This window comes from Mesorhizobium sp. BR-1-1-10 (assembly GCF_020165595.1).
Taxonomy (GTDB): Bacteria; Pseudomonadota; Alphaproteobacteria; order Rhizobiales; family Rhizobiaceae; genus Mesorhizobium; species Mesorhizobium australicum.
This window is the reverse complement of the sequence record NZ_JAIUIL010000001.1, coordinates 520,816-541,914: the sequence shown is the minus strand read 5'-3', so window position 1 is coordinate 541,914 and position 21,099 is coordinate 520,816. Positions and strand designations below refer to the sequence as shown.

Below are 21,099 nucleotides of genomic sequence, written 5' to 3'. Positions count from 1 at the left end.
CAGAATGGCAGGCGGCATCTGAATGCAATAGAGCGGCCCAACCGCGGCCCAAGGACAGCGAAAGAGGAGGAAACTATGATTCCCGAATGGTTACGTTGGGTGGCCGTGCTTTCCTTGCTGGCCGGAATTCTGTCTTCAATCTGGATTGCATTAGACGAGTTCCGAGCCCCGCAGGATATGTGGATCATGAACCTCGTTTGGCCGGTCTGTGCCCTCTTCGGATATGGCTTCGTTCTTTTCCTTTATGTGCACTCCGGCCGGCCAAGTTCCAAGGGCACCGTCGAGCGGCCAAGCGGAGACGCAAAGAACGCACGCTCGCACAAGACAGCTCTTTGGCCGACGGCGATCGCAAAGGCAGCATTGCATTGCGGAGCCGGCTGCACCGTGGGTGATGTCATTGCCGAAACGCTGGCCCTTGCCTTCCCAACTGTCCTGTTGTGGTTGGGCTGGAAAAGCTTGTTTGCAGAGAGGACGATTTCGGTCTGGATCCTGGACTACATCTTCGCCTTTGGGCTGGGCATCGCCTTCCAGTATTTTACGATAAAGCCGATGCGACAGCTGTCCGCGAAGCAAGGATTGCTACAAGCCCTCAAGGCTGATGCTCTGTCGCTGACAGCATGGCAGGTTGGTATGTATGGCCTCATGGGCGTCGGTCAGTTTTTGATCTTCAAACCGGTCTTCGGGACGCAACTGGAAGCCAACACGCCTGAGTTCTGGTTTTTGATGCAACTGGCCATGCTGGCCGGCTTTGCAACCAGTTATCCCGTAAATTGGTGGCTCCTCAGGAAAGGCATAAAGGAACTGATGTAGGGCTGCGCCCCTCGCCAGAGCTGCCCCAGCTCCCTGCGGGAGAAACCTTTGCCTGGCGATGCGGCCATTCACGCAGGGCCGCTCAGCCTTAGCGCCGCCCAGCGCACGCCCTTGCCGATCAACACTCCGCCGGTCGGATGCTTGGTCGATCCTCGCTGCCGCGGCGGCACCGTTGTGCAGGCCTTTAAAATGGACCGCTTGGCATGCCGCCAGCTCTGGAAGATTGCCTAACACCGCTTTCGCTACGGCCGCCGGACGTGGTGCAGAACACCTAATACGCGCTCGCCGCCGCCTCGACCGACTTGCGCAGGTCTCGCACCTCGTCGGAGCTCACCGCGCCTGCCTTGTTGCCCCAGGCATTGCGGACGTAGGTAGCGACTGATGCAATCTGGCCATCAGTAAGCTTCCATCCGAATGACGGCATCGCCATTGGGTTGGGACTTTCGGGCATCGAGGCAGCGTGCCCGCCGTTGAGGATGATGCGTAAAACCGACAGCGGCTGGTCGGATTGGACGACTGCATCCCCTTTGAGGGAGGGAAAGAGTCCTTTCACGCCGACGCCTCCTGACTGATGGCAAGCAGAGCATTGGTCGGCATAGATCGCCTGTCCGGCACGAACGACGTCCTGGTCTGGACCTTCCGAGGCTTGCCCAGCGGTAGCCGGAAGCGACTTTAGATACGTTGCGATCGCATGCAAATCTTCGTCGCTCATTTTGGATGTCGAGTCCTTGATAACCTCGGCCATCGGCCCATAGGCGGTGGTGCGGTCATTGCGGCCAGTCCTGAGAAAACGGGCTATGTCCTCCGTGTCCCACGATCCGAGGCCCTCACGCCGGTCGCCTGCCAGGCTCGGCGCGTACCAGTTCTGAATTTCCCCGCCCTGATACATTTGGTCCGTCTTGGCCGAGCCGAACATGTTCTTGGGTGTGTGGCAGGCCCCGCAGTGACCGAGCCCTTCCACCAGATACGCGCCGCGATTCCACTCCGCCGACTGCCTTTTGTCAGGCTGGAATTCGCCGGGCGTGAAGAACAGTTCGTTCCATCCCGCCATGGCGATCCGATGGTTGAGCGGCCATGTAAACTCGTTGGCACGCGTCGGTGCCCGGACCGGCTCAACCGTACGCAGATAAGCGCGGATGTCGTCAACGTCAGCGCGCGAAACCTTGGTGAACCAGGGATAGGGAAATGCCGGATAGAGACGGTGGCCATCTGCGGCTATCCCCTCGTGCATGGCGCGGTAGAATTGCTCCTCGGTCCACGCGCCGATGCCCGTCTCGGGGTCGGGGGTTATGTTGGCTGAGTAGATAGTGCCGAATGGCGTCTCGATGGGCCGGTCGCCGGCAAAGGGCTTGCCGCCATCCGCCGTATGGCAGGCGACGCAATCGCCGGCTGCCGCCAGACGGCGCCCGCGCTCCTGCCTGGCGAAGTCCCCGATCTGCGCTTGGGCGAAGGGGCCGGGAAGAACCAACCACCCGCCGATCAGGGCGGTGGTTGCAGCCAGGGCGAGGAGCGTCTGCTTCGTCATGTCTGCACCAGAGGACCTGGTCGCTTGAGATACTGATTGCGGATCGCGTCCGCGGCCCAAAGCGCAAGTGCGCTCACTGTCCCGGTTGGGTTGTATCCGCTGTTGTGCGGAAAGGCGCTGGCGCCGACCACGAACAGGTTAGACACGTCCCAGTGCTGCAGATACCGGTTGACCACGCTTTGCTGAGGAGTGACGCCCATAATCGCGCCACCTGTGTTGTGCGTCGACTGATAGGTCTCGATGTCATAATGCGGCCCCCGCGGCGACTTCTTGATCTCGCGCGGCTTCATCGCCTTTGCAATGTCGACCATCTTGGCCATGGTGAAATCCTGCATCTTCAATTCGTTCTGCTTGAAGTCGTAGGTCATGCGCATCAGCGGGCGGCCGTAGACGTCCCGAAAGCTTGGATCAAGATCCAGGTGGTTGGCCGCGTTCGGCATTACCGCCCCCATCAACGAAACCGACATGGAGGTCAGATAGTTCTCGATGAAGGCCTTCTTCCACTTGGCACCCCATTTCGGGGTGCCTTCCGGCAGGAACTCCGTCTCGATTGGCCGGCCGGTGGTCACGTAGCCGGCAATGTAGCCGCCGTGGATGAAACCAAGCCCGCTATGGTCGAAGTTATCGCCGTTCCAATCGTCGACGATCATGCCCAAAGCGCCGGCCCCCACAAAGGGATTGAGGACCTTGTCGCCAAGGAAGACGTCCACCGAAGGGGTAATCTGATAGCAATAGTTCTTGCCGAGCGTCCCCTGGCCGGTGCTTGGGTCGTAGATTGTCCCAATTCCGGAGGTCATCAACAGGTGCACGTTGTGGGTGATGTAGGCGCACACGACCACAAGGTCGGCGGGCTGTTCGTATTCGTTCCCGTGCATGTCGACGTAGGTGACACCCGTGGCGTGTTTGCGCGAGCTGTCGAGATTGATCGCAGTGACCTCGCTTTCGGTGCGAAGACCAAAGTTTTTCTTCTGCATCAAGACGGGCAAGATCGTCGTCTGCGCACTCGCCTTGGAATAGTTGCCGCAGCCGAACTTTTCGCAGAACCCGCAATAGGTGCAGGGCGCCAGACTGACACCGAGCGGGTTGGTATAGGCCTGTGACATGTTGGCCGAAGGGCATGGGAACGGATGCAGCCCGATCGAGCCCGCCGCTTCTGCAAACAACGTCGGCCCATAGGTCTGCTTCATCGGCGGCGTGGGGTAGGATTTGGAACGCCGTCCCTCGAAGGGGTTCCCGCCCGATTTTTTCTGTCCGTTTACGTTGCCGGCCTGACCGGCGATCCCGCACAGTTCTTCCCACCGGGTATAGTACGGCTCGAGCTCGTCATAGGTGACGCCCCAATCCTGCAGCGTCATGTCCTGCGGAACCATGCCTTCGCCATAGCGTGCGATCGTCTGGCTGCGGATCTCGAAGTCATACGGCAGGAAGCGCCAGGCCTGACCATTCCAGTGTAGGATCGAACCTCCGACGCCGGTTCCGGGTAAGAATGACCCCAGGCGCCGCATCGGCAGCGCCTTCTGGTCGGACGTATTGCGGAACGTCAGCGTCTCCTGGGCGGTCTGTTCGAACAGATGGCCGCGGTAGCGATAGCGCAGCTCGTCCTGGATGAAGGTTGGGGCAAAATCAGTGCTGGTTTCCCGCAAACTGCCACGTTCGATCGCAAGGACTTCGAGCCCAGCCTCGGTCAGTTCGTGTCCCATGATGGCGCCGGTCCAGCCGAATCCGACCAGCACGACATCAACCGCAGGAAGCTTCTGAGCCATCGTGCCTATCCCTTGCTGTCCCAAGCGGGCCGACCGCGAATACCGACAGGGGGCTGATCGTAGCGGTCCCCGTGGCGGTCGACCCAGTCGAGATAGTTGTAACGCGCACCCGGAAAGCCGAGCATCTTCCAGCCGGCCATGTCCTTGTTGCCGCCATAGATGGGATCGCTGAACATGCCCTCCTTGGTGTTCAGCCACAGCATTTTAAAGAATGTCTTGGCATCGACGCCGCCGAGATCAACCTTGCCCTTCTCAAGATCAGACAGGAGTGCATCCTGCGCTTCGGGCGCAAGCTCCGCGAAACGCCTGCCGCCTTGCGAAGCGACTGCATGCTGGTCAATCGCAGCGATCGCTGCGCGGTAGAGCGCGGAAGGCGTCATGCGCGATTGGTAGCCCTGCGTGTCCTCGCCCTTGTCCCAGGGGCCTTGCATGTACCAGCTGCCGCCGCGTCCATACGCCCCAGCGAGCTGATGGTCGATGAACAGCGGCACACCACAGCCGCGGGCACCCGGGCCCAGAGCATCCTCAGGGATCAGCCTTTCGGTCGCGGCTTCGACAAAGGCGGCCTCGTCGGCGGTGAAGAATTTATAGTCAGCCGCATCGAGCGGGTTTGGCGCGTCCGCCTGATGTGGCAGCCACCTGTCAGCGTCGCCGCCTTTGACGTCTCGCGCCGAAGCCGCCCCAATCGTGGCCGATGCTGCGACTGTCGCACCTGCCGTGAGAAACCTACGGCGGCTCAACAGGTTCGGCTTCATGGCGGAGATCCAGCAGCTGTGGGATTATTTGATCCGCAACCCGCTTCATCCCGAAATGTTCCGCTGCTGACGCGTTTGTGATCGGGAACATCGCGCGGCGTATCGGCCAGGGTGCATCCGCATCTGCTCTGGTCACATCTCCACTTCCAGCTATTCGAACTTCTTCGCACCGGCGGTTCCACTGGGGCTTCAGAGCCCTAGTTGTCCTGGTCAGACCTTACCTGAGGCCGCTATGAACGATCTTCCAATCCTCACCCTGGGGATGATCCTGCTCACCGCTTCCTTGGTGGCGATGATCTCCAGACGGCTGCAACTTCCTTACAGCGTCGGGCTTGTTGCGGCAGGTATCGCGCTTGGCTTCATGCCCGGCGTTGTCGAACTTCCGCTCAGTCGGGATCTGATTTTCACGGTCTTTTTGCCGCCGCTGATTTTCCAGGCGGCCCTTGCGATCGAATGGCGTCATTTTCGCCTGAATCTGCCGGTCACAGTTCTGCTCGCTTTTCCCGGGGTCGCAATTGCCGCCGCAGTGGTTGCGGCTGGCATGCATTTGCTGCTCGGATGGACGTGGATCGGAGCCGGACTGTTCGGCGTGCTGATAGCGGCGACCGATCCGGTGTCGGTTATCGCAGCCTTCAAGGAGATGAAGGTTCAGCCCCGCCTGGCTCTGCTTGTCGAATCGGAAAGTCTGCTTAATGACGGCGCGGCCGCGGTTGGCTTCGGCATCCTGGCGGCAATCGCGGCAGGCGCCGAAGCGACACCCCTGAACGTTGCTGCGTCGCTGTTCTGGACGGTTGCCGGTGGGATTGCCTCCGGCGTGGCCGTGGCAGCTGTGCTGCTTCTGATTGCCGGCCGGACCGAAGACCATCTCGTTGAGATAACCCTGACCACCATCGCGGCCTATGGTTCGTTTCTGCTTGCTGAGGATCTTGGCATGTCGGGCGTGCTGGCTACACTCACCGCAGGCTTGATCGTCGGCAACGTCGGATGGAAAGGCGCTATCTCCGCCAATGCCAGAAGTCACGTTCTGGCGTTCTGGGAATACGCGGCCTTCCTGGCAAATTCCGTCGTGTTCATCTTGATCGGCGGCCATGAAGCCCATCAGCCACTTGGGATATTCGCAGGCACCTCGGCGATCGCCATCATCCTGGTGCTGGTTGGCCGGACCTTGGCTATCTATCCTTTCTGTGCCCTGCTTGCTGCGACTCCCCTGAAGGTGGATGCCAGCTATCAGCACATTCTGGTATGGGGCGGGCTGCGCGGTGCGCTCGCTCTGGCCCTGGCGCTTGCACTTCCTGAAAACGTCGCCGAGCGCAGTCAAATAATCGTTGTCGCGTTCGCGGTCGTTGCCTTCTCCATCTTTGTCCAGGGGCTGAGCATGCCGTGGCTTATCAGATGGATGGGGCTTACCGCCGAACGCGCGGGTTCCTCCACACCTGACCGGAGCCGGTGAGGAAGTCGAGGCCGTTCGCGGGTTCTCGACTGCTCAGGCGCTGTCATGTCAGCAGGCTGGAAAAGCCATCCCACTCGGTTGCAGCTCGGGCTGCGCCGGACGCATGCCTGTCCAGCAGATCGCCACGCATCGGGCGCAATGAGATGCGCGGCCCGCGTTGCGGGACCTGATGCCAGCCGCGTGCCCCCGCTCACGGGACGACCAGGAACAGCACGCCGCCCGGGCTAAACACCGATGTAGCGTTGCAAGAGTTCAGGCTGCGCCTTGATCTCCGCGGCAGGGCCTTCGTGGACGATATGGCCGTTGTTGATGATGTAGACCCGCTTTGCCAGCGAAAGCGTTGCCGCCAGGTTCTGTTCGACAAGAACGAGGGTATGGCCGGCTTCGGCCAGGTCGCGGCAGGTGCGAACGAGATTCTGTACGATGACAGGTGCAAGGCCCTCGAACGGCTCGTCGAGCAGGATGATTTTCGGGTCGCGAACAAGAGCGCGGGCGATCGCCAGCATCTGCTGTTCGCCGCCCGAAAGATCGGTACCCCGGCTGCCCCGCCTTTCCTTCAGCCGAGGGAAGATCTCGTATATGCGCTCGAGCGGCCATCTGTTGTCTGCGGTCAATCCAGCCAGGATGATGTTGTCTTCGACGCTCAAGCTGCCGAAGATGCGGCGATCCTCGTGGACCAGCTGCATTCCGCGTCGAGCGATGCTGTGCGCCTTGCTGCCCGCCAGTTCCTCACCATCGAGCTTGATACTGCCCGTTCGCGGCGTCACAACTCCCATCAGGCTCTTTAGCGTCGTCGACTTGCCGGCGCCGTTCCTGCCAAGCAGCGCGATCACCTCGCGCTTTTCAACACGCAGCGATACGTCGAATAGAATGTGGCTGTCACCGTAGTAGCTGTTCAGCCCGGCGACCTCGAGCAGGCTCATGCTAACTCCTCGTGGATCCCGCCGAGATAGGCTTCCTGCACCTTTGCATTGGCCTTGATCTCATCTGGCGTCCCTTCCACGAGGACGCGGCCCTCCTGCAGCACGGTCACCCTTTCGACCAGTTCGAACAGCGCATCCATGTCGTGGTCGATGATGATCATCGTGCGGCCGCGCGCGACCGACTTCAGCAGTGCAACGGTCTCCACGCGCTCTCGTGGACTCATCCCCGCAAGTGGCTCGTCAAGCAGCAGCAGGCTGGGCGAGGTTGCCAGGGCCAAGCCAATCTCGAGCCGGCGTTTCTCACCATAGGCAAGTTCGGATACTGAGGTCTCGGGCCGGTGCGTGAGGTTCACCAGCGCCAGCGTGCGCTCCACCTGCTCTTCGAGACCTGGGATTGCGCGGATGTTGCGGAAGAGATCGAGCCTGAACCTGCCGCGAAGCTCGCCCAAGGCGGCGATCGTAAGATTCTGCCTGACCGTCAACCGATCAAAGAGCTGGTTGATCTGGTAGCTCTTGGTCAGCCCGAGCTGGCATACATCCGCGACGCCCAAATTGGTGATGTCACGGCCCTGGAACAGGATCCTGCCGGATGTCGGCGTCACCTCTCGGGTGAGCATCTTGAAGAAGGTGCTCTTGCCGGCACCATTTGGACCGATTATGCCCCGCACCTCGCCGTGCTCTACGCTGAAGTCGATGTCGCTGTTGGCCAGCAGGCCCCCGTAACGCTTGCTCAACCCGATGGCGCGAAGGATCGGTCCGGCCGCGGAGTCTGTCGGGCGGTGTCTTGTCGGCATCAGCTGCGCGCTGGAGGGGAACCTAGAGTGGTTGTTCGAGGGGAGTGCGTCTGACAACTGTGCCGGCCCCGCGGCTTTCTTTCCGCCCGTGCCCCATTCATAGACGTCGATAATAGCGCCAACGATGCCTCGCCTGAGAAAACAGACGAGCAGCACGAAGACGATGCCAAGCACCAGCTTCCAGATCGCGCCAAGGTGCAGCGTGTTCTGGAAGAAGTCGCTCAGAAAGAGCCACACCGTGGCACCGACCAAGGGCCCGAACAGTGTTCCAGCGCCGCCGATTGCGGTCTGCATGACGAGCTGGCCGGAGGTGTCGAACATGAAGGCTTCGGGCGGCATGAAGCCCTGCATGACACCGAGCAAACCGCCGGCGAAGCCGGCATAAACGGCGGCAATCACGAAAGCGGCGTGTTTGTAGCGGTGGATGTCGTGGCCCAGCGCCGCGGCGCGTAGAGGGTTGTCCCGGATGGCCGAGAGGATCGCTCCCACGGGCGAGCGCACGATCCGCAACGCGATCATCAGGCCAACGAAATACCAGAAGGCCAGGAAGACATACATCGTTCGATCGGTATCGAATTCGAGTGTGGTGAAGCCAAGGTCGAAACTCGGCGTCGGCACTCCGGGCAGGCCGTTTTCGCCACCGGTGTAAGCCGATAGCGGGTTGAACTCGACGAAGAAGAACACCTCCGAAATCGCCACCGTGATCATCGCGAAGTAGATGCCTGTCCGCTTCAGCGCGATCAATCCGACCAGATAACCAACGAGGCCGGCCACGATGGCGCCGATGCAGACGGACGCCAGCACGTGGGGGAAGTTCAACTCGGTCATCAGATAGGCCGCGAACATGCCGCCCGTGCCGAAAAACGCGGACTGGCCGAACGAAAGCAGCCCGGTGTAGCCGAAGAGAATGTCGAATCCCAATCCGAACAGGCCCCAGATCAGAATGCGATTTATGGTCGCCGGCGCAAAGCCGAAATGCGGCAGCACGAATGGCGCTACGACCAACGCGATCGCCGTCAGCACCTCGACCAGAAATGGTTTTTTGCTGTTCATGGCGCACCCGTCACTCACGGCCCGCCGTGCCGAACAGTCCGTACGGGCGAAGCACGAGCACGAGAGTCATCGCCACAAAAAGCATGACATAGGCGTAGCCCGGGTTGAACATCGAGGTGATGGAGATGATCTCGCCAGCGATCAGGCCCCCGACAACGGCACCCGGGAAAGATCCTACGCCGCCGATGACGACGACAACGAAGGTCTGCACCAGGATCCACTCGCCGACGTCCGGCGCGATCGACACCACTGGCGCGTTTACGATACCGGCAAAACCGGCCGCCATCGCCCCGATGCCGAACACCAGCGTGAAGATCTTGTGGACGTCTATGCCAAGCGAGCTGACCATCACAGAGTCCTCAATGCCGGCGCGCACGATCATGCCGATGCGGGTGCGGTAGAGCACGAAGTAGAGCGCGAGCAGCGCAACGGCGACGATAGCCAGCAGAGCCAGGCGATACGTGGGATACATCATGAAACCGAGCGGGGTGATGCCGACCAGCGGGCCGGGCGGGGGCACGGTCTTCGACAGGCCGCCGAAAAAGAAGCGCACCGCCTCGACAAAGACGATGCCCAGTCCGAACGTGACGAGTAGCTGATCCTCATAGGGTCGCGAATAGAAAGGCCTGATGATGAGCTTCTCCATGAGGAGGCCGACCAGCATGACGAAGAGCGAACCGGCGACCACGGCAGCGACGAAAGAGCCGGTATAATCATAGGCGACGTAGCCGGCATACCCGCCAAGCATGAACATCGCGCCATGCGCCAGGTTGAGCACACCGAGTGTCCCGTAAATGATGGTCAAGCCGGAGGAAATGAGGGCCAGCAGCGCCCCCAGCACCAAGCCGTTGAAGCATTGCGATATAAAATTGGCCCAGTTGATCACGCTGCCGCCCGCCGTCCGAGGTTAAGGAATAGTTCGTGCCGTCGCTGCCAGGACGAGCCATCCGGTAACGTAGGTCGTTCGGGCCGCGGGTCGAAAGCGGGAGCGCCGGCCTTCTCCGCGCTCCATGCGCGGAAAAGGCCTCACGCGTACCTCAGGTATAGTCGCCGAGCTGACAGCCGAAAGCGTCGGGCTTCTGCATCAGACCTTCGCCGGGCACGATCTCGACGACGTCCCAGAAATCCTCCTCATTTTTCATGTCCTTGGCGGCCTTGCCACGAACGATGACGACGGGACGAATGAGCTGGTGATCCTCTGCACGGAATTTCACATCGCCGACCATCGATGGGAAGGTCTCGCCCTTCTCATACTGCTTGATTACGTCGGGTGGATAGAAACTTCCTGCTTCCGAGACCATGCGTGCCCAGATAGCGAATTGCATGTAGCCATTCTCGGCGCCCCATTCAGGCCGGTAGTTGTACTTCTTCTGGAAAGCATCGACGAAAGCCTTGGCCAGGGGGTACTGGTCTTCCATCGTCCACCAGAAATCGGTGGCCGCAAACACGCCTTCAGTCAGGTCCGCCCCGACTTCCTTGGCCAGGAATGGGATTTGGTACGGAATCACCATCTTCATGTTCGGCGTCAGGCCGAACTGCTTGGCCTGTTGTACTGACAGCACGGCGTCGCGGCCCCAGTTGACGTTGACGATGAACTCGGCGCCGGAATTGGCAATATTGGTAAGATACTGGCTGAAGTCCTGGGTTCCGAGCGGCGACACCTGGTTCGTCACCATCTGCCAGCCACCCTGCGAAGTCAGATAGTCGTTGACCGATTTGGTGACGGTGTGGCCGTAGGTATAGTCGGGCGTCATGAACGCGGCCTTCTTGCCGTTCCCAAAGTTCTTCAGCAGCACCGGACCGATGGCGTTGGCGCAGGTTTCGCCATAGACGCACTGACGGAAAGAGTAACGCGCGCAGTCCTTGCCAGTCGTGTCATTCGAGCCGGAGATGGCCACAAGGTAGAGGATCTTTTCGCGCTGGGCGAATTTGTTGAGTGCGACGGCCACCGCCGAGGACGTGGAGCCCGTCATGGCGACGATCTTCTTGTCGTTGATGAAAGTCTGCTGTTCCTGCACGGCGTTGTTCGGTTTGGCGGCTGAGTCGGCGACGACCAGTTCCACCTTCTTGCCCAGTACCCCTTTCTCGATCTTAGGCGCGATCTGTTTGAGCAGATCGTTGCCTTCGTTGATGTGCTCGATCGCCAGCTGCATGCCCTTGAGTTCATCCTCGCCCTGTACCGCATAGGCGCCCGTGCGCGGGACAGAAGCGCCGATATAGACGGTGTCTCCCTGCGAGCCTACAGGCCAGGTGCCGAGCGCAGGCTTGTCGTCGGCGGCAAAGGCCGGGCGTAGGAATGAAGCTGGCAGCATCATGCTGCCGGCAACGCCGGCGCCGGCCTGCAGCATGGTGCGCCGGGACAGGCCGGCCGATTTATGGTCGTTGAATTGCATTGCATGTTCCTCCCTTGGCAAGCGCTTCTGGAGCACTCGTTGCTGCCCGCGCTCGGGCAGAAATCGGATCGCATTGGCATTCGCAACCGCACGAGAGGTTCGGTCAATGCAACTTTGGTTGGATGATTTGGATTAATAATCTAGATTAACAAGCCACCGCAAATTGCATCGGCAGACGGAACTCTCACCGCGCGGACGTGGAATGCCCCTAAACGGTCACGCAGTGATGGCCAGACTGACGCAGGTCATGAAACTTGGGGCAGCTGACCTCGCCAGTCTTGAAGCCCTCTTTGAGCGAGAGGTTACCGTCGGGAAGCGAGAGGAACTCGTCATCCACGGCTCGCCCTTCCGCAGCTTGTGCTTTGTCAAAGACGGATACGCAATTCGCTACAGGGTGCTGCGAAGCGGAAGGCGTCAAATCCTCAAGCTCATCCTGCCGGGTGACGTCATCGGATTTCCGGTCAGCTTTTTCGATCGATCCACCTATACCGTCGTGGCGCTCACTGAAGTGACCTGCACGGTCTGTTCGCTCGAGTCCTATATCGGCCTGTGCTACGAGCAACCGCAATTCGGACTTGTTCTGAGTTGGCTCGCCGCGCAGGAAGCGGCAGGCTATGCCGAGCATATCGTCAACATTGGCCGGCGCAGGCCGATCGAGCGCTTGGCCCACCTCCTGCTCGAACTGCATGAACGCCTTTCGCAGGTCGGACGTGCCACCGAAACTCGCTTTGATCTCCCGTTCTCGCAGGAGATCATGGCCGACGCCCTCGGGCTGAGCGTGCCGCATCTCAACCGCGTCATGCAGCAGTTGCGCGTGCAACGACTGATTACGACCGAGGCACGTCGCATCGAATTGACGGACGCCACCGCTCTGCAAACCCTGGCCCAGTATGAACCGCTAGGCCTCGCCCCGATCGGCCTGCCGGATCGTCTGCGCTGAGTGCTGGCTGCCTTCTTCAGGGCAAGTCGCCAGGCATGTGGACACGCGAGGGCCGGAACCGAGCGATACGAAAGCGTCGCGCAAGCAGCTCCCTCCGGTTGACCTGTTTGTCGTGGGCCAGGCGCTTGGCACGGTCGCACTAGTGCGACCTGGGCTGCCTTCAGGGCTTGTATGTTAGATATGTCAGGGCGTATGATCCTGTTCGAGAAACTGGGCAGGGATGGTTTGACGGACGAAACGACAACGCTGCTTTCCGCCGCAACCCCGCCGCCGCGTGACGGAGCGGGTCGCAACGCTTTCGGCTTTTCCGGCAGTGCGCAGAAGATTGCGACTCTCGTTCATCGACGCCTACGCGACGATATTCTGTCGCTTGCGCTCAAGCCTGGGACGGTCGTTTCGGAAAATGAGCTTTCGGCTGTCTACGGCATCGGGCGAACGCCGGTCCGGGAAGCCCTGTTGCGCCTATCCGACGAAGGCCTGGTCGAAGTCGTCCCGAAGTCGGGGACGCGGGTTACGCGGATTCCGGCGTCACGGTTGCCTGAAGCTATCCTGGTGCGCAAATCGCTGGAAGACATCACCACCCGGGCCGCGGCTGAATGCGCCAGCATCAGCGATCTTATGGGCTTGCGCATGCTGATCCAGCGCCAGCGGGAGGCCGCCGAACAGGCAAATGAAGCCGCCTTCCACGCCGCGGACGAGGCTTTCCATGCACAGATCGCACGGGCGGCAGGTTATCCCGGTATCTGGGTGCTGGTCCAGCAGGTGAAGGCACAGGTTGACCGCTATCGCCGCCTTACCTTGCCGCAGAAAGGGCGCATGGCGCGCGTCCAGAAGGATCATGAGGCCGTCCTGGCCGGACTTGAAGCGCGTGATTGCGCCGCCGCCGCCGCTGCCATGGCCGCGCACATCGACCAGCTGAGGCTCGATATCGGGGCGATCCGAAGTCTTCATCCGGACTATTTCACAGACGAGACCGATGCCGACCGCAGATCGGACATGAGGGAGAGCAGCGGCGGATAGGCGAGGGTGTCCGCACCGAATTGGTTGAACACAGGGAGGAACTGTCATGATCACCAAACTTTTCAGGCTGGCCGTCGCCGCTTTCGCGGTGCTTTCGGCATTTGCCATCGGGCCGGCATCGGCCCAAACGGTGCTGAAATGGGCGCATGTCTACGAGACCGGCGAGCCCTATCACATCCAGGCGCTATGGGCCGCTGACGAAATCGCCAAACGCACGGACGGCCGATACAAGATCGAGGTATTCCCGGCCTCGCAGCTGGGCAACGAAAACCAGATAAACGAGGCGCTGACGCTTGGCACGGTCGACATGATCTACACTGGCGTCGCCTTCGCCGGCTCGATCTACGGTCCGCTGTCGATGACCAATGCCCCGTTCATCCTGCGTGATTTCAACCACTGGAAATCCTATCGCGATTCACCGCTCTTCCAGGATCTGGCCAAGGGCTATGACGACAAGACCGGACACCACATCGTTTCCCTGACCTACTATGGCCAGCGCGACGTGACTGCCAACAAGGAGATCAAGGAACCGGAGGACATGAAGGGCATGAAACTGCGCGTACCCCCGGCGCCCTTGTTCAAGATGTTCACCAAGTCGGTCGGCGCCAACGCCACGCCGATCGCGTTTTCCGAGGTCTATCTCGCTCTGCAACAAGGCACGGTCGACGGCCAGGAAAATCCGCTCCCGACCATCATGGCCAAGAAGTTCTATGAAGTGCAGAGCCATATCATGCTGACCGGTCACATCACCGAATCGCTGGTCACCATCGTCGGCGGTCATGTCTGGAGCGCGATGAGCGAGGAGGACAAGAAAGTCTTCACCGACGTGCTGAAGGAGGCTGCCTCGCGCTGCACCGACCAGATCCGCACCCAAGAAAGCGAGCTCGCCGACAAGTTCCGCGCTATGGGCAAGACGGTCGTCGACGTCGATCGCGAGGCCTTCATCAAGGCGGCGCGGCCGCTGCACAACGATCCCGACTCCGGCGCTGTCTGGACGAAGGAGCAGTACGACGCTTTGCAGGCCCTCAAATAGTCGCCAAATCCCGCCCCGGGGGAGGCCTCGCCTCCCGGTCTGCTATCCGCAAAGCTGCGGGCCAGGAATAGGGAAACCGCTATGACGCAAGACAGCCTTGGCGACGCGGCGCGCATTCGCGTCTCCGAAGAGGAGCCCGATCCTCCAATCGAGCATCATGTCGAGGACTGGCTTGCCTTCGCCATCTTCTGGAGCATGGCGATCATCGTCTTCCTGCAGTTCTTCACGCGCTATGTGCTCAACAATTCGCTGGCCTGGACCGAGGAGATCGCCCGCTATCTCCTGATGATCATCACCTTTGTCGGCGCCGCGATCGCCATGCGGCGCGGCACCCACATCAGCGTCCAGGTTGCGCATATGTTTTTGCCCGCACCGGCCGTACGCGCTTTGAACTTCATCATCGACGTGCTGGTGATCGGCTTCGTGGGACTTTTGTGCTGGTTCTCCATTGCGATCACACGGCTCATGCAAATCCAGACCATGACCGTGTTTCCATGGCCGATGAGCATCGTCTATGGCGGCATCGCCATCGGTTGTTTCCTGATGCTGTGGCGCGCGGCGGGGCGCTTCCTCGCCGGCGCCAGGCGCGGCTGGCGTCCTGATCTGAGCCGCACAGAACTGATCATCGATTGAGGCCGGACAAAAATGTGGCTCCTGTTCCTAGCGTTTTTCGCCCTGCTGCTGATCGGTGCGCCGATCTTCCTTGCCCTGGGCGGCGCCTCCCTGGTTTACACCGTGTTCTTGTCCAGCATCCCCGACTTCGTGGTGCTGCATCGCATGGCCGGCGGCGTCGATTCCTTTCCGTTGCTGGCGGTGCCATTCTTCATCCTCGCCGGCAATCTCATGAACACGGCTGGTATCACGAACCGCATCTTCGACTTCGCCGCCTCCGCCGTGGGCTGGCTGCGCGGCGGGCTCGGGCATGTCAACGTCGTCGCCTCGATCATCTTTGCCGGCATGTCGGGAACCGCCGTGGCCGACGCCGGAGGGCTCGGCAACATCGAAATCAAGGCGATGCGCGACCACGGCTACGACCACGAATTCTCGGTCGGCATCACGGCCGCATCCTCCACCATCGGGCCGATCATCCCGCCTTCGCTGCCAATGGTGGTGTTCGGCGTCATGGCCAACGTTTCGATCGGTCAGCTTTTCACCGCAGGGATCATACCCGGCCTCGTGGTAGCAGCCGCACTGATGCTCTACGTGAGTTGGTATGCTCGACGCAACGGGCTGGGCCGCGACCAGTCGTTCCGCTGGCGCGCACTTGGGCGTGATTTCATTCGCGCTATTCCCGCATTGCTGACCCCCGTCATCATCATCGGTGGCATGACCACGGGAGCCTTCACACCGACCGAAGCGGCCGTCGCTGCTTGTGCCTGGGCGCTGTTCCTCGGAATTTTCCTTTACCGCTCGCTCACCTTCCGACAGTTCTACCGCATCACGCTGGAGACCATAGAGACGACCGCAAGCGTGCTCATCATCGTCGGCGGCGCCTCCCTGTTCGGCTGGGTGCTGACCACCACACGGGTGACGGAACATGTAGCCGCCGGGTTGCTCTCGATCACCGACAATCCGCTGCTGCTGCTGCTGATCATCAACATCATCCTGCTGGTCGTCGGCTGCTTCATGGAGACCATCGCCGCGATCTCGATCCTGGTGCCGATCCTGATGCCGGTGGTCAATCAGGTCGGTATCGACCCGGTCCAGTTCGGGGTGGTCATGGTACTCAACCTCATGATCGGTCTGCTGACTCCGCCTGTCGGCATGGTGCTGTTCGTTCTGTCGCGCGTCGGCAAACTGTCATTCGACCGCACGGTCATGGCGGTGCTGCCGTTTCTCATCCCGCTGCTGATCGTTCTGGTGCTGGTTTCGGTGATCCCGCAACTGACGCTTTGGTTGCCGACGATGTGGTACCGGTGAGCTGTCCGCCAGGGCGGGCTGCCTTGCACGAATATCGCAGCACCCCTCTTGCCCTGGAGCCTCCAAACTCCAGCTTTCAAGGATTAGCCAGTGGCCGAACAGTTTTGGTTGAGGAGACCCGTTCCATTGGACAGCCTGCCGCTGCTAGCCGGTGGCGCGGCAAAGACGCTTAGGGAGGAAACATCATGTCAAACAAAATGCTTCATCTGGCCGGCGCGTTGCTGGCCGGCGCGGCCTTTGCATTTTCATCGGGTGCGGCATGCGCGGACGACATCGTGCTCGGCGCATCGGTGCAACTGACCGGCGCCTCAGCCAATACAGGCCGCTATTACAAGGACGCCTATGAGTTCGCGATCGACAAGATCAACGCCGCCGGCGGCGTCACGGTGGGCGGCGAGAAGCACAAGCTGGCGCTGAAAATCTACGACAACCAGTCGGACGTTAATTTGAGCGTGCGCCAGTACACGCAGTTGGTCTCGCAGGACAAGGTTGCCCTGCTGCTCGGGCCGTTCGCGTCGAACTTCGCGCTGGCCGATTCCGCCGTGTCGGAGAAATACCAGGTTCCCTTGGTGCAAGGCGGCGGCGCGTCCGACCAGATCTTCTCGCGCAAATTCAAATACATATTCGGTACGCTGGCGCCGGCTAGCAACTATTTTGGCTCGACGGTCAAGATGCTTGGCGAACTCGATCCCGCACCCAAGTCCGTCGCCTTGCTCTATGCCGACGATGCTTTCGACGTCTCGGTCGCGGATGGCACGCGGCCGTTGCTGAAGAATGCCGGGCTGACGATCGCCATGGACGAGAAATACAGTTCCAATGCCAGTGACTTCAATTCGCTGCTGTCGCAGATCAAGAGCAATGGCGCGGAGGTGGTTCTGGTCGCCGGCCACGAAACCGAAATCCTCAATTTCGTGCGCCAGGCAAAAAGCCTGGCCGTCGCGCCAAAGCTCTATTCCTTCACCGTCGGCGTGCCGAGCGAGGATTTCCGCAAGGCGCTCGGTGCGGACGCCGACTATGCCTTCGGCATGACTGCCTGGCTGCCTTCGGCGGAGCTGAAGGACAAATGGTTCGGCGATGCTGCTGCCTTCGCCAAGGCCTACAAGGCGAAATATCACTATGATCCCGATTACCATGCCGCCTCGGGTGCGGCCGACGTCGAGGCATTGGCGCAGGCGATCGAGGATGCCGGCGGCATCGATCCCGCCAAGGTCCGTGATGCGCTGGCCAAACTCAACCTCGACAGCCTCTATGGCAAGATCGCCTTCGCCGAAAACGGTCAGATCGACCTGCCTCAGACCGTTATCCAGGTGCAGGGCACGGACCTCAAGCCGATCTATGGCGCCAAGGGTTTCATAGAGAAGCCGAAATACCCGATGCCGGCTTGGGACAAACGCTGACGCTGTAAAGGCAAGTTGGGGAGACCGGGATGGATCTGCTTGCGCAAATCCTGATCAACGGCATCCTGCTTGGCGGGCTCTACGCCGTCATGGCGCTCGGGCTCGCCCTTGTCTGGGGCGTGCTCAACATCGTCAATCTGGCACACGGCGCCTTCATCATGCTTGGAGCCTATTTGTCCTGGCATCTCTACACCTATCTCGGCATCGACCCGTTCCTCGGCCTGCCGATTACCGCCATAATCATGTTCGCGCTCGGCTATGGGGTGCAGCGCGGGTTACTCAACCTGGTGGCGCGCGGGCCGATGTTCAACACGCTGCTCATCACCTTCGGGCTGGAGGTGGTGCTGACCTATCTGGCGCAGCTCGCCTTCTCCGCCGATTTCCGCACCATCAACCCGCCCTACGCCGGCAACAGCATCGCCCTCGGCCCGATCGTGCTGCCGCAGGCCCGGCTGATGGCGTTCGGCGTGGCCATCGTGCTGACGCTTGCCATGTGGGCTTTCCTGCTGCGCTCCAAGCTTGGCCGCGCCATTCGCGCTACCGCTCAGAACCTCGTGGCGGCAAGGCTTTACGGCGTCGAGCCGCGTCATCTCTACGCCGTGACCTTCGGCATTGGCATTGGACTTGCAGGTGCTGCCGGCGGGCTTTACGGCACGGTTTCGCAGATCAACCCGTATATCGGCGCGGCATTGACCGCCAAATCCTTCGCCATCGCCATCATCGGCGGACTGGACAACCCCTTAGGTGTGTTGGTCGGAGGGCTGTTCCTCGGCACGGTCGAGTCACTGGCGGTGCTCTATATCGGTGCGACCTTCGCCGACGTGGCAAGTTTCGGCGTACTGGTTGCCGTGCTGATTGCGCGGCCGAGCGGACTGCTGGGCAAGACCGCATGACCGCTTTGCGCACAGTCGTCGCTTTGGTCGTGGTCGCGGCGCTCGCGGCCGTGCCGTGGTTCGGCTCGGACGTGCTGATCCAGTTCGGTATCAACGCGCTGCTGTTGGGGGTTCTGGCGCAAGGCTGGAACATCATCGGCGGCTATGCCGGTTATGCCTCTTTCGGCAATTCCGTGTTTTACGGCCTCGGCAGCTACGGCGTCGCCATCGCCATGGTGCAGTGGCAGTTGCCTTTCGCCGTCGGGCTGGTATTCGGCGTCGCCCTTGCGGTCGCCTTTGCCTTTCTGCTCGGCCTTCCGGTGCTGAGGTTGAAGGGGCATTATTTTGCGATCGCCACCCTGGCGCTGGCGCAAGTCATGATCGCCATTGTGTCCAACATCGGACTGGCCGGCCAGAACATCGGCCTCGTGCTGCCGCCGCTCAACAACGACCTGCTGTTCTATGAGCTGGCTCTCGGGCTGCTGGTGCTGGCGACCCTGACGATTTTGTGGCTGACGCGAAGCCGCTTCGGCTTCGGCCTGATCGCCATTCGGGAGAACGAGGAGGGTGCCGCCGTGATGGGCGTCAACACGACGCTCTACAAGGTGCTGGCCTTCGCCCTGTCCGGCGTTTTCACCGCTCTCGCTGGCGGCATTCACGCCTATTGGATCACCTTCCTCGATCCCGAAAGCGCTTTCGATATCAGCCTCAACGTGAAGATGATCATCATGGCGGTCTTCGGCGGGCCCGGCACCGTCCTCGGGCCTGTCGTCGGCGCGTTCACTCTGTCTGCGATCTCGGAGTTCCTGTCGAGCGAGGTCACCAGCCTCGCCGGCCTGTTCTTCGGTGTCGTTGTCGTGGTCGCTGTGGTGCTGATGCCGCGCGGGCTGGCAGATGTGGTGCGTCGTTTCCGCAAATCGGGATGGCGCTATTTCATTGAAAATGTGCGGGCCCACCGCATATGAGCTCGATCCTTCAAATCAGCCACGTGACACGCCGCTTCGCGGGGCTGATCGCCGTCAACGATGTCTCCTTCACGCTCGACGAAGGCGAGATCCTCGGCGTCATCGGGCCTAATGGCGCCGGCAAGACGACACTGGTCAGCCTGATCAGCGGCACGCTGGCGCCAAGCTCGGGCGACATCATTTTCGCCGGGCAACCGATCACAGGCCTGCCTGCCTATCGACGCGCGCGCCTTGGCATTGGCCGAACCTTCCAGATCATGCGACCTTTTCCCGGACTGTCGGTGCTGGACAACGTGGCTGTTGGCGCACTGTTCGGCCATGGCGGCGGCGAAGCCGATCTGGACCGCGCACGCGAAAAGGCCCGTGGCTACCTCGATTTCGTCGGGCTTGCCAAATCGGCCGATCAACGCGCTGACGAGCTTGGCGGTCCAGGACGCAAAAGGCTGGAACTCGCCAAGGCGCTCGCCATGGAGCCGAAGCTTTTGCTGTGCGACGAAGTGATGGCGGGATTGAACCATGTCGAGATCGAGGAGGTGATCGACGTCATCCGCAAGGTGCGCGACCGAGGTATCTCCATTCTGGTGATCGAACACGTCATCAAGGCGATCAAGAGCCTCTCTGACCGGCTGCTGGTGCTGCACCATGGCGAAAAGATCGCCGACGGCGCGCCGGATGCGGTGCTCTCCGACAAAACGGTGGTGGAGGCCTATCTTGGCAGGAGGCGCGCATGAATGCCGTGACGCACAACGGGCATGAGTCGCTCTTGAAGGTTACCGACCTTGGGGCCGGTTATGGCGGCATGCCGGTGCTGCGAAACGTCTCTCTGGAAGTGCGCAAAGCCGAGATCGTCGCCCTGGTCGGTGGCAATGGCGCCGGCAAGACGACACTGCTCCGCGCCCTGTCGCGTGTCATCGCTGCCACCGGAACGATCGAATTTTCCGGCCGGGATCTGGTGCCGATGACCTCGGACGAAGCGTTTGCGTCAGGGCTGGTGCAGGTGCCGGAAGGCCGACAATTGTTCGACCGCATGACCGTCGAGGACAACCTCTTGATGGGCGCCTACCGGCGTATCGACAAGGCGGCCGTGGAAGGCGATCTCGCGCGCATGTATAGTCTGTTTCCCCGCCTAGGCGAACGCAAGAAGCAGCTTGCCGGATCGATGTCGGGCGGCGAGCAGCAGATGTGCGCCATGGCGCGCGGCCTGATGGCGGCACCCGCCCTACTTATGATCGACGAGATGAGCCTTGGCCTGGCGCCGGTCGTGGTCGAACAGTTGATGTCGGTGCTGGCAACCATCCGCAACGAGGGTGTGACGATCCTTCTGGTCGAGCAGGACGTGCATCTGGCGTTGTCGGGTGCCGATCGCGGCTATGTCATGGAGACCGGCGAGATCGTGCACCGGGGCACGGCCAAGGACCTGATCGACGATCCCGAGGTTCGCCGCGCCTATTTGGGACTTTGATCAGGCATGTTGGGTCCAGCGTTC

The 21,099-nt window shown here is 61.0% G+C and carries 19 protein-coding genes; 12 read left to right on the top strand and 7 right to left on the bottom strand.

Annotation, left to right across the window (positions count from 1 at the left end; all coding sequences use genetic code 11):
* Nucleotides 1-75 precede the first annotated feature (75 nt).
* Complete coding sequence (locus LB555_RS02450; RefSeq protein ID WP_140877120.1) at nucleotides 76-810, top strand: DUF4396 domain-containing protein; 735 nt, start codon at nucleotides 76-78, stop codon at nucleotides 808-810.
* A gap of 271 nt (nucleotides 811-1,081) precedes the next feature.
* Here LB555_RS02450 and LB555_RS02445 read toward each other — a convergent pair whose 3' ends face one another.
* The 3 genes from LB555_RS02445 to LB555_RS02435 are packed head-to-tail and all read right to left on the bottom strand — an operon-like array spanning nucleotide 1,082 to nucleotide 4,853.
* Entirely contained in the window at nucleotides 1,082-2,335 is a 1,254-nt protein-coding gene (locus LB555_RS02445; RefSeq protein ID WP_140877122.1) for a c-type cytochrome, read from the bottom strand.
* A complete protein-coding gene (locus tag LB555_RS02440) occupies nucleotides 2,332-4,098 on the bottom strand; it encodes a GMC family oxidoreductase (protein WP_224682215.1) in 1,767 nt (588 codons plus the stop codon). Before LB555_RS02440 ends, LB555_RS02445 begins: the two co-directional genes overlap by 4 nt.
* 5 nt (nucleotides 4,099-4,103) lie before the next feature.
* Nucleotides 4,104-4,853, bottom strand: a complete 750-nt coding sequence (locus tag LB555_RS02435; protein ID WP_140877124.1) for a gluconate 2-dehydrogenase subunit 3 family protein — start codon at nucleotides 4,851-4,853, stop codon at nucleotides 4,104-4,106.
* Nucleotides 4,854-5,085: 232 nt separating this feature from the next.
* Between LB555_RS02435 and LB555_RS02430 the strand changes: the two genes are divergently transcribed.
* Entirely contained in the window at nucleotides 5,086-6,303 is a 1,218-nt protein-coding gene (locus tag LB555_RS02430) for a cation:proton antiporter (protein WP_140877126.1), read from the top strand.
* Between the two features lie 224 nt (nucleotides 6,304-6,527).
* On the opposite strand, the gene LB555_RS02425 is transcribed toward LB555_RS02430, so the two are convergent.
* The 4 genes from LB555_RS02425 to LB555_RS02410 all read right to left on the bottom strand — a co-directional run bounded on the left by LB555_RS02425 (nucleotide 6,528) and on the right by LB555_RS02410 (nucleotide 11,466).
* Nucleotides 6,528-7,226, bottom strand: coding sequence for an ABC transporter ATP-binding protein (locus LB555_RS02425; protein WP_140877128.1), 699 nt, complete (start codon nucleotides 7,224-7,226; stop codon nucleotides 6,528-6,530).
* On the bottom strand, nucleotides 7,223-9,073 hold the full coding sequence (locus LB555_RS02420; protein ID WP_140877130.1) for an ABC transporter permease subunit: 1,851 nt from the start codon (nucleotides 9,071-9,073) through the stop codon (nucleotides 7,223-7,225). The genes LB555_RS02425 and LB555_RS02420 overlap by 4 nt, the downstream gene beginning before the upstream one ends.
* 10 nt (nucleotides 9,074-9,083) lie before the next feature.
* Nucleotides 9,084-9,959 carry a branched-chain amino acid ABC transporter permease gene (locus LB555_RS02415; RefSeq protein ID WP_140877132.1) on the bottom strand — a complete coding sequence of 292 codons (876 nt, stop codon included), beginning with the start codon at nucleotides 9,957-9,959 and terminating at the stop codon, nucleotides 9,084-9,086.
* A 151-nt stretch (nucleotides 9,960-10,110) separates the two neighbouring features.
* Complete coding sequence (locus tag LB555_RS02410) at nucleotides 10,111-11,466, bottom strand: substrate-binding protein (RefSeq protein WP_140877134.1); 1,356 nt, start codon at nucleotides 11,464-11,466, stop codon at nucleotides 10,111-10,113.
* 226 nt (nucleotides 11,467-11,692) lie between these two features.
* Here LB555_RS02410 and LB555_RS02405 point away from each other — a divergent pair, with 226 nt between their 5' ends.
* From LB555_RS02405 to LB555_RS02360, 10 genes are all read left to right on the top strand, one after another.
* The gene (locus tag LB555_RS02405; RefSeq protein ID WP_181174044.1) at nucleotides 11,693-12,406 is read left to right on the top strand and encodes a Crp/Fnr family transcriptional regulator; all 714 of its coding nucleotides are present in this window, start codon (nucleotides 11,693-11,695) and stop codon (nucleotides 12,404-12,406) included.
* A 180-nt stretch (nucleotides 12,407-12,586) separates the two neighbouring features.
* Nucleotides 12,587-13,426, top strand: coding sequence for a GntR family transcriptional regulator (locus LB555_RS02400; protein WP_224682214.1), 840 nt, complete (start codon nucleotides 12,587-12,589; stop codon nucleotides 13,424-13,426).
* A gap of 46 nt (nucleotides 13,427-13,472) precedes the next feature.
* Complete coding sequence (locus tag LB555_RS02395) at nucleotides 13,473-14,459, top strand: sialic acid TRAP transporter substrate-binding protein SiaP (protein WP_140877138.1); 987 nt, start codon at nucleotides 13,473-13,475, stop codon at nucleotides 14,457-14,459.
* 81 nt (nucleotides 14,460-14,540) lie between these two features.
* A complete protein-coding gene (locus LB555_RS02390) occupies nucleotides 14,541-15,092 on the top strand; it encodes a TRAP transporter small permease (RefSeq protein WP_140877140.1) in 552 nt (183 codons plus the stop codon).
* 12 nt (nucleotides 15,093-15,104) lie between these two features.
* Nucleotides 15,105-16,379 (top strand): TRAP transporter large permease, encoded by a 1,275-nt coding sequence (locus LB555_RS02385; protein ID WP_140877142.1) that lies wholly within the window; start codon nucleotides 15,105-15,107, stop codon nucleotides 16,377-16,379.
* Between the two features lie 197 nt (nucleotides 16,380-16,576).
* Nucleotides 16,577-17,776: an amino acid ABC transporter substrate-binding protein gene (locus LB555_RS02380; protein WP_140877696.1), complete on the top strand. Its 1,200-nt coding sequence runs from the start codon at nucleotides 16,577-16,579 to the stop codon at nucleotides 17,774-17,776.
* Between the two features lie 29 nt (nucleotides 17,777-17,805).
* Entirely contained in the window at nucleotides 17,806-18,669 is an 864-nt protein-coding gene (locus LB555_RS02375) for a branched-chain amino acid ABC transporter permease (RefSeq protein ID WP_140877144.1), read from the top strand.
* Nucleotides 18,666-19,613 (top strand): branched-chain amino acid ABC transporter permease, encoded by a 948-nt coding sequence (locus LB555_RS02370; RefSeq protein WP_140877146.1) that lies wholly within the window; start codon nucleotides 18,666-18,668, stop codon nucleotides 19,611-19,613. The genes LB555_RS02375 and LB555_RS02370 overlap by 4 nt, the downstream gene beginning before the upstream one ends.
* Nucleotides 19,610-20,344, top strand: coding sequence for an ABC transporter ATP-binding protein (locus LB555_RS02365; RefSeq protein ID WP_140877148.1), 735 nt, complete (start codon nucleotides 19,610-19,612; stop codon nucleotides 20,342-20,344). The genes LB555_RS02370 and LB555_RS02365 overlap by 4 nt, the downstream gene beginning before the upstream one ends.
* A gap of 5 nt (nucleotides 20,345-20,349) precedes the next feature.
* Nucleotides 20,350-21,075: an ABC transporter ATP-binding protein gene (locus LB555_RS02360; RefSeq protein WP_181174064.1), complete on the top strand. Its 726-nt coding sequence runs from the start codon at nucleotides 20,350-20,352 to the stop codon at nucleotides 21,073-21,075.
* Nucleotides 21,076-21,099 lie beyond the last annotated feature (24 nt).

Excerpts from the sequence above, each read along its gene's own strand:
- LB555_RS02385 (WP_140877142.1), top strand. The coding sequence starts at position 15,105 with ATGTGGCTCCTGTTCCTAGCGTTTTTCGCCCTGCTGCTGATCGGTGCG.
- LB555_RS02420 (WP_140877130.1), bottom strand. The coding sequence starts at position 9,073 with ATGAACAGCAAAAAACCATTTCTGGTCGAGGTGCTGACGGCGATCGCG.
- LB555_RS02410 (WP_140877134.1), bottom strand. The coding sequence starts at position 11,466 with ATGCAATTCAACGACCATAAATCGGCCGGCCTGTCCCGGCGCACCATG.
- LB555_RS02445 (WP_140877122.1), bottom strand. The coding sequence starts at position 2,335 with ATGACGAAGCAGACGCTCCTCGCCCTGGCTGCAACCACCGCCCTGATC.
- LB555_RS02450 (WP_140877120.1), top strand. The coding sequence starts at position 76 with ATGATTCCCGAATGGTTACGTTGGGTGGCCGTGCTTTCCTTGCTGGCC.
- LB555_RS02425 (WP_140877128.1), bottom strand. The coding sequence starts at position 7,226 with ATGAGCCTGCTCGAGGTCGCCGGGCTGAACAGCTACTACGGTGACAGC.
- LB555_RS02430 (WP_140877126.1), top strand. The coding sequence starts at position 5,086 with ATGAACGATCTTCCAATCCTCACCCTGGGGATGATCCTGCTCACCGCT.
- LB555_RS02435 (WP_140877124.1), bottom strand. The coding sequence starts at position 4,853 with ATGAAGCCGAACCTGTTGAGCCGCCGTAGGTTTCTCACGGCAGGTGCG.
- LB555_RS02365 (WP_140877148.1), top strand. The coding sequence starts at position 19,610 with ATGAGCTCGATCCTTCAAATCAGCCACGTGACACGCCGCTTCGCGGGG.
- LB555_RS02405 (WP_181174044.1), top strand. The coding sequence starts at position 11,693 with ATGGCCAGACTGACGCAGGTCATGAAACTTGGGGCAGCTGACCTCGCC.
- LB555_RS02390 (WP_140877140.1), top strand. The coding sequence starts at position 14,541 with ATGACGCAAGACAGCCTTGGCGACGCGGCGCGCATTCGCGTCTCCGAA.
- LB555_RS02440 (WP_224682215.1), bottom strand. The coding sequence starts at position 4,098 with ATGGCTCAGAAGCTTCCTGCGGTTGATGTCGTGCTGGTCGGATTCGGC.
- LB555_RS02375 (WP_140877144.1), top strand. The coding sequence starts at position 17,806 with ATGGATCTGCTTGCGCAAATCCTGATCAACGGCATCCTGCTTGGCGGG.
- LB555_RS02400 (WP_224682214.1), top strand. The coding sequence starts at position 12,587 with ATGTCAGGGCGTATGATCCTGTTCGAGAAACTGGGCAGGGATGGTTTG.
- LB555_RS02370 (WP_140877146.1), top strand. The coding sequence starts at position 18,666 with ATGACCGCTTTGCGCACAGTCGTCGCTTTGGTCGTGGTCGCGGCGCTC.
- LB555_RS02395 (WP_140877138.1), top strand. The coding sequence starts at position 13,473 with ATGATCACCAAACTTTTCAGGCTGGCCGTCGCCGCTTTCGCGGTGCTT.
- LB555_RS02380 (WP_140877696.1), top strand. The coding sequence starts at position 16,577 with ATGCTTCATCTGGCCGGCGCGTTGCTGGCCGGCGCGGCCTTTGCATTT.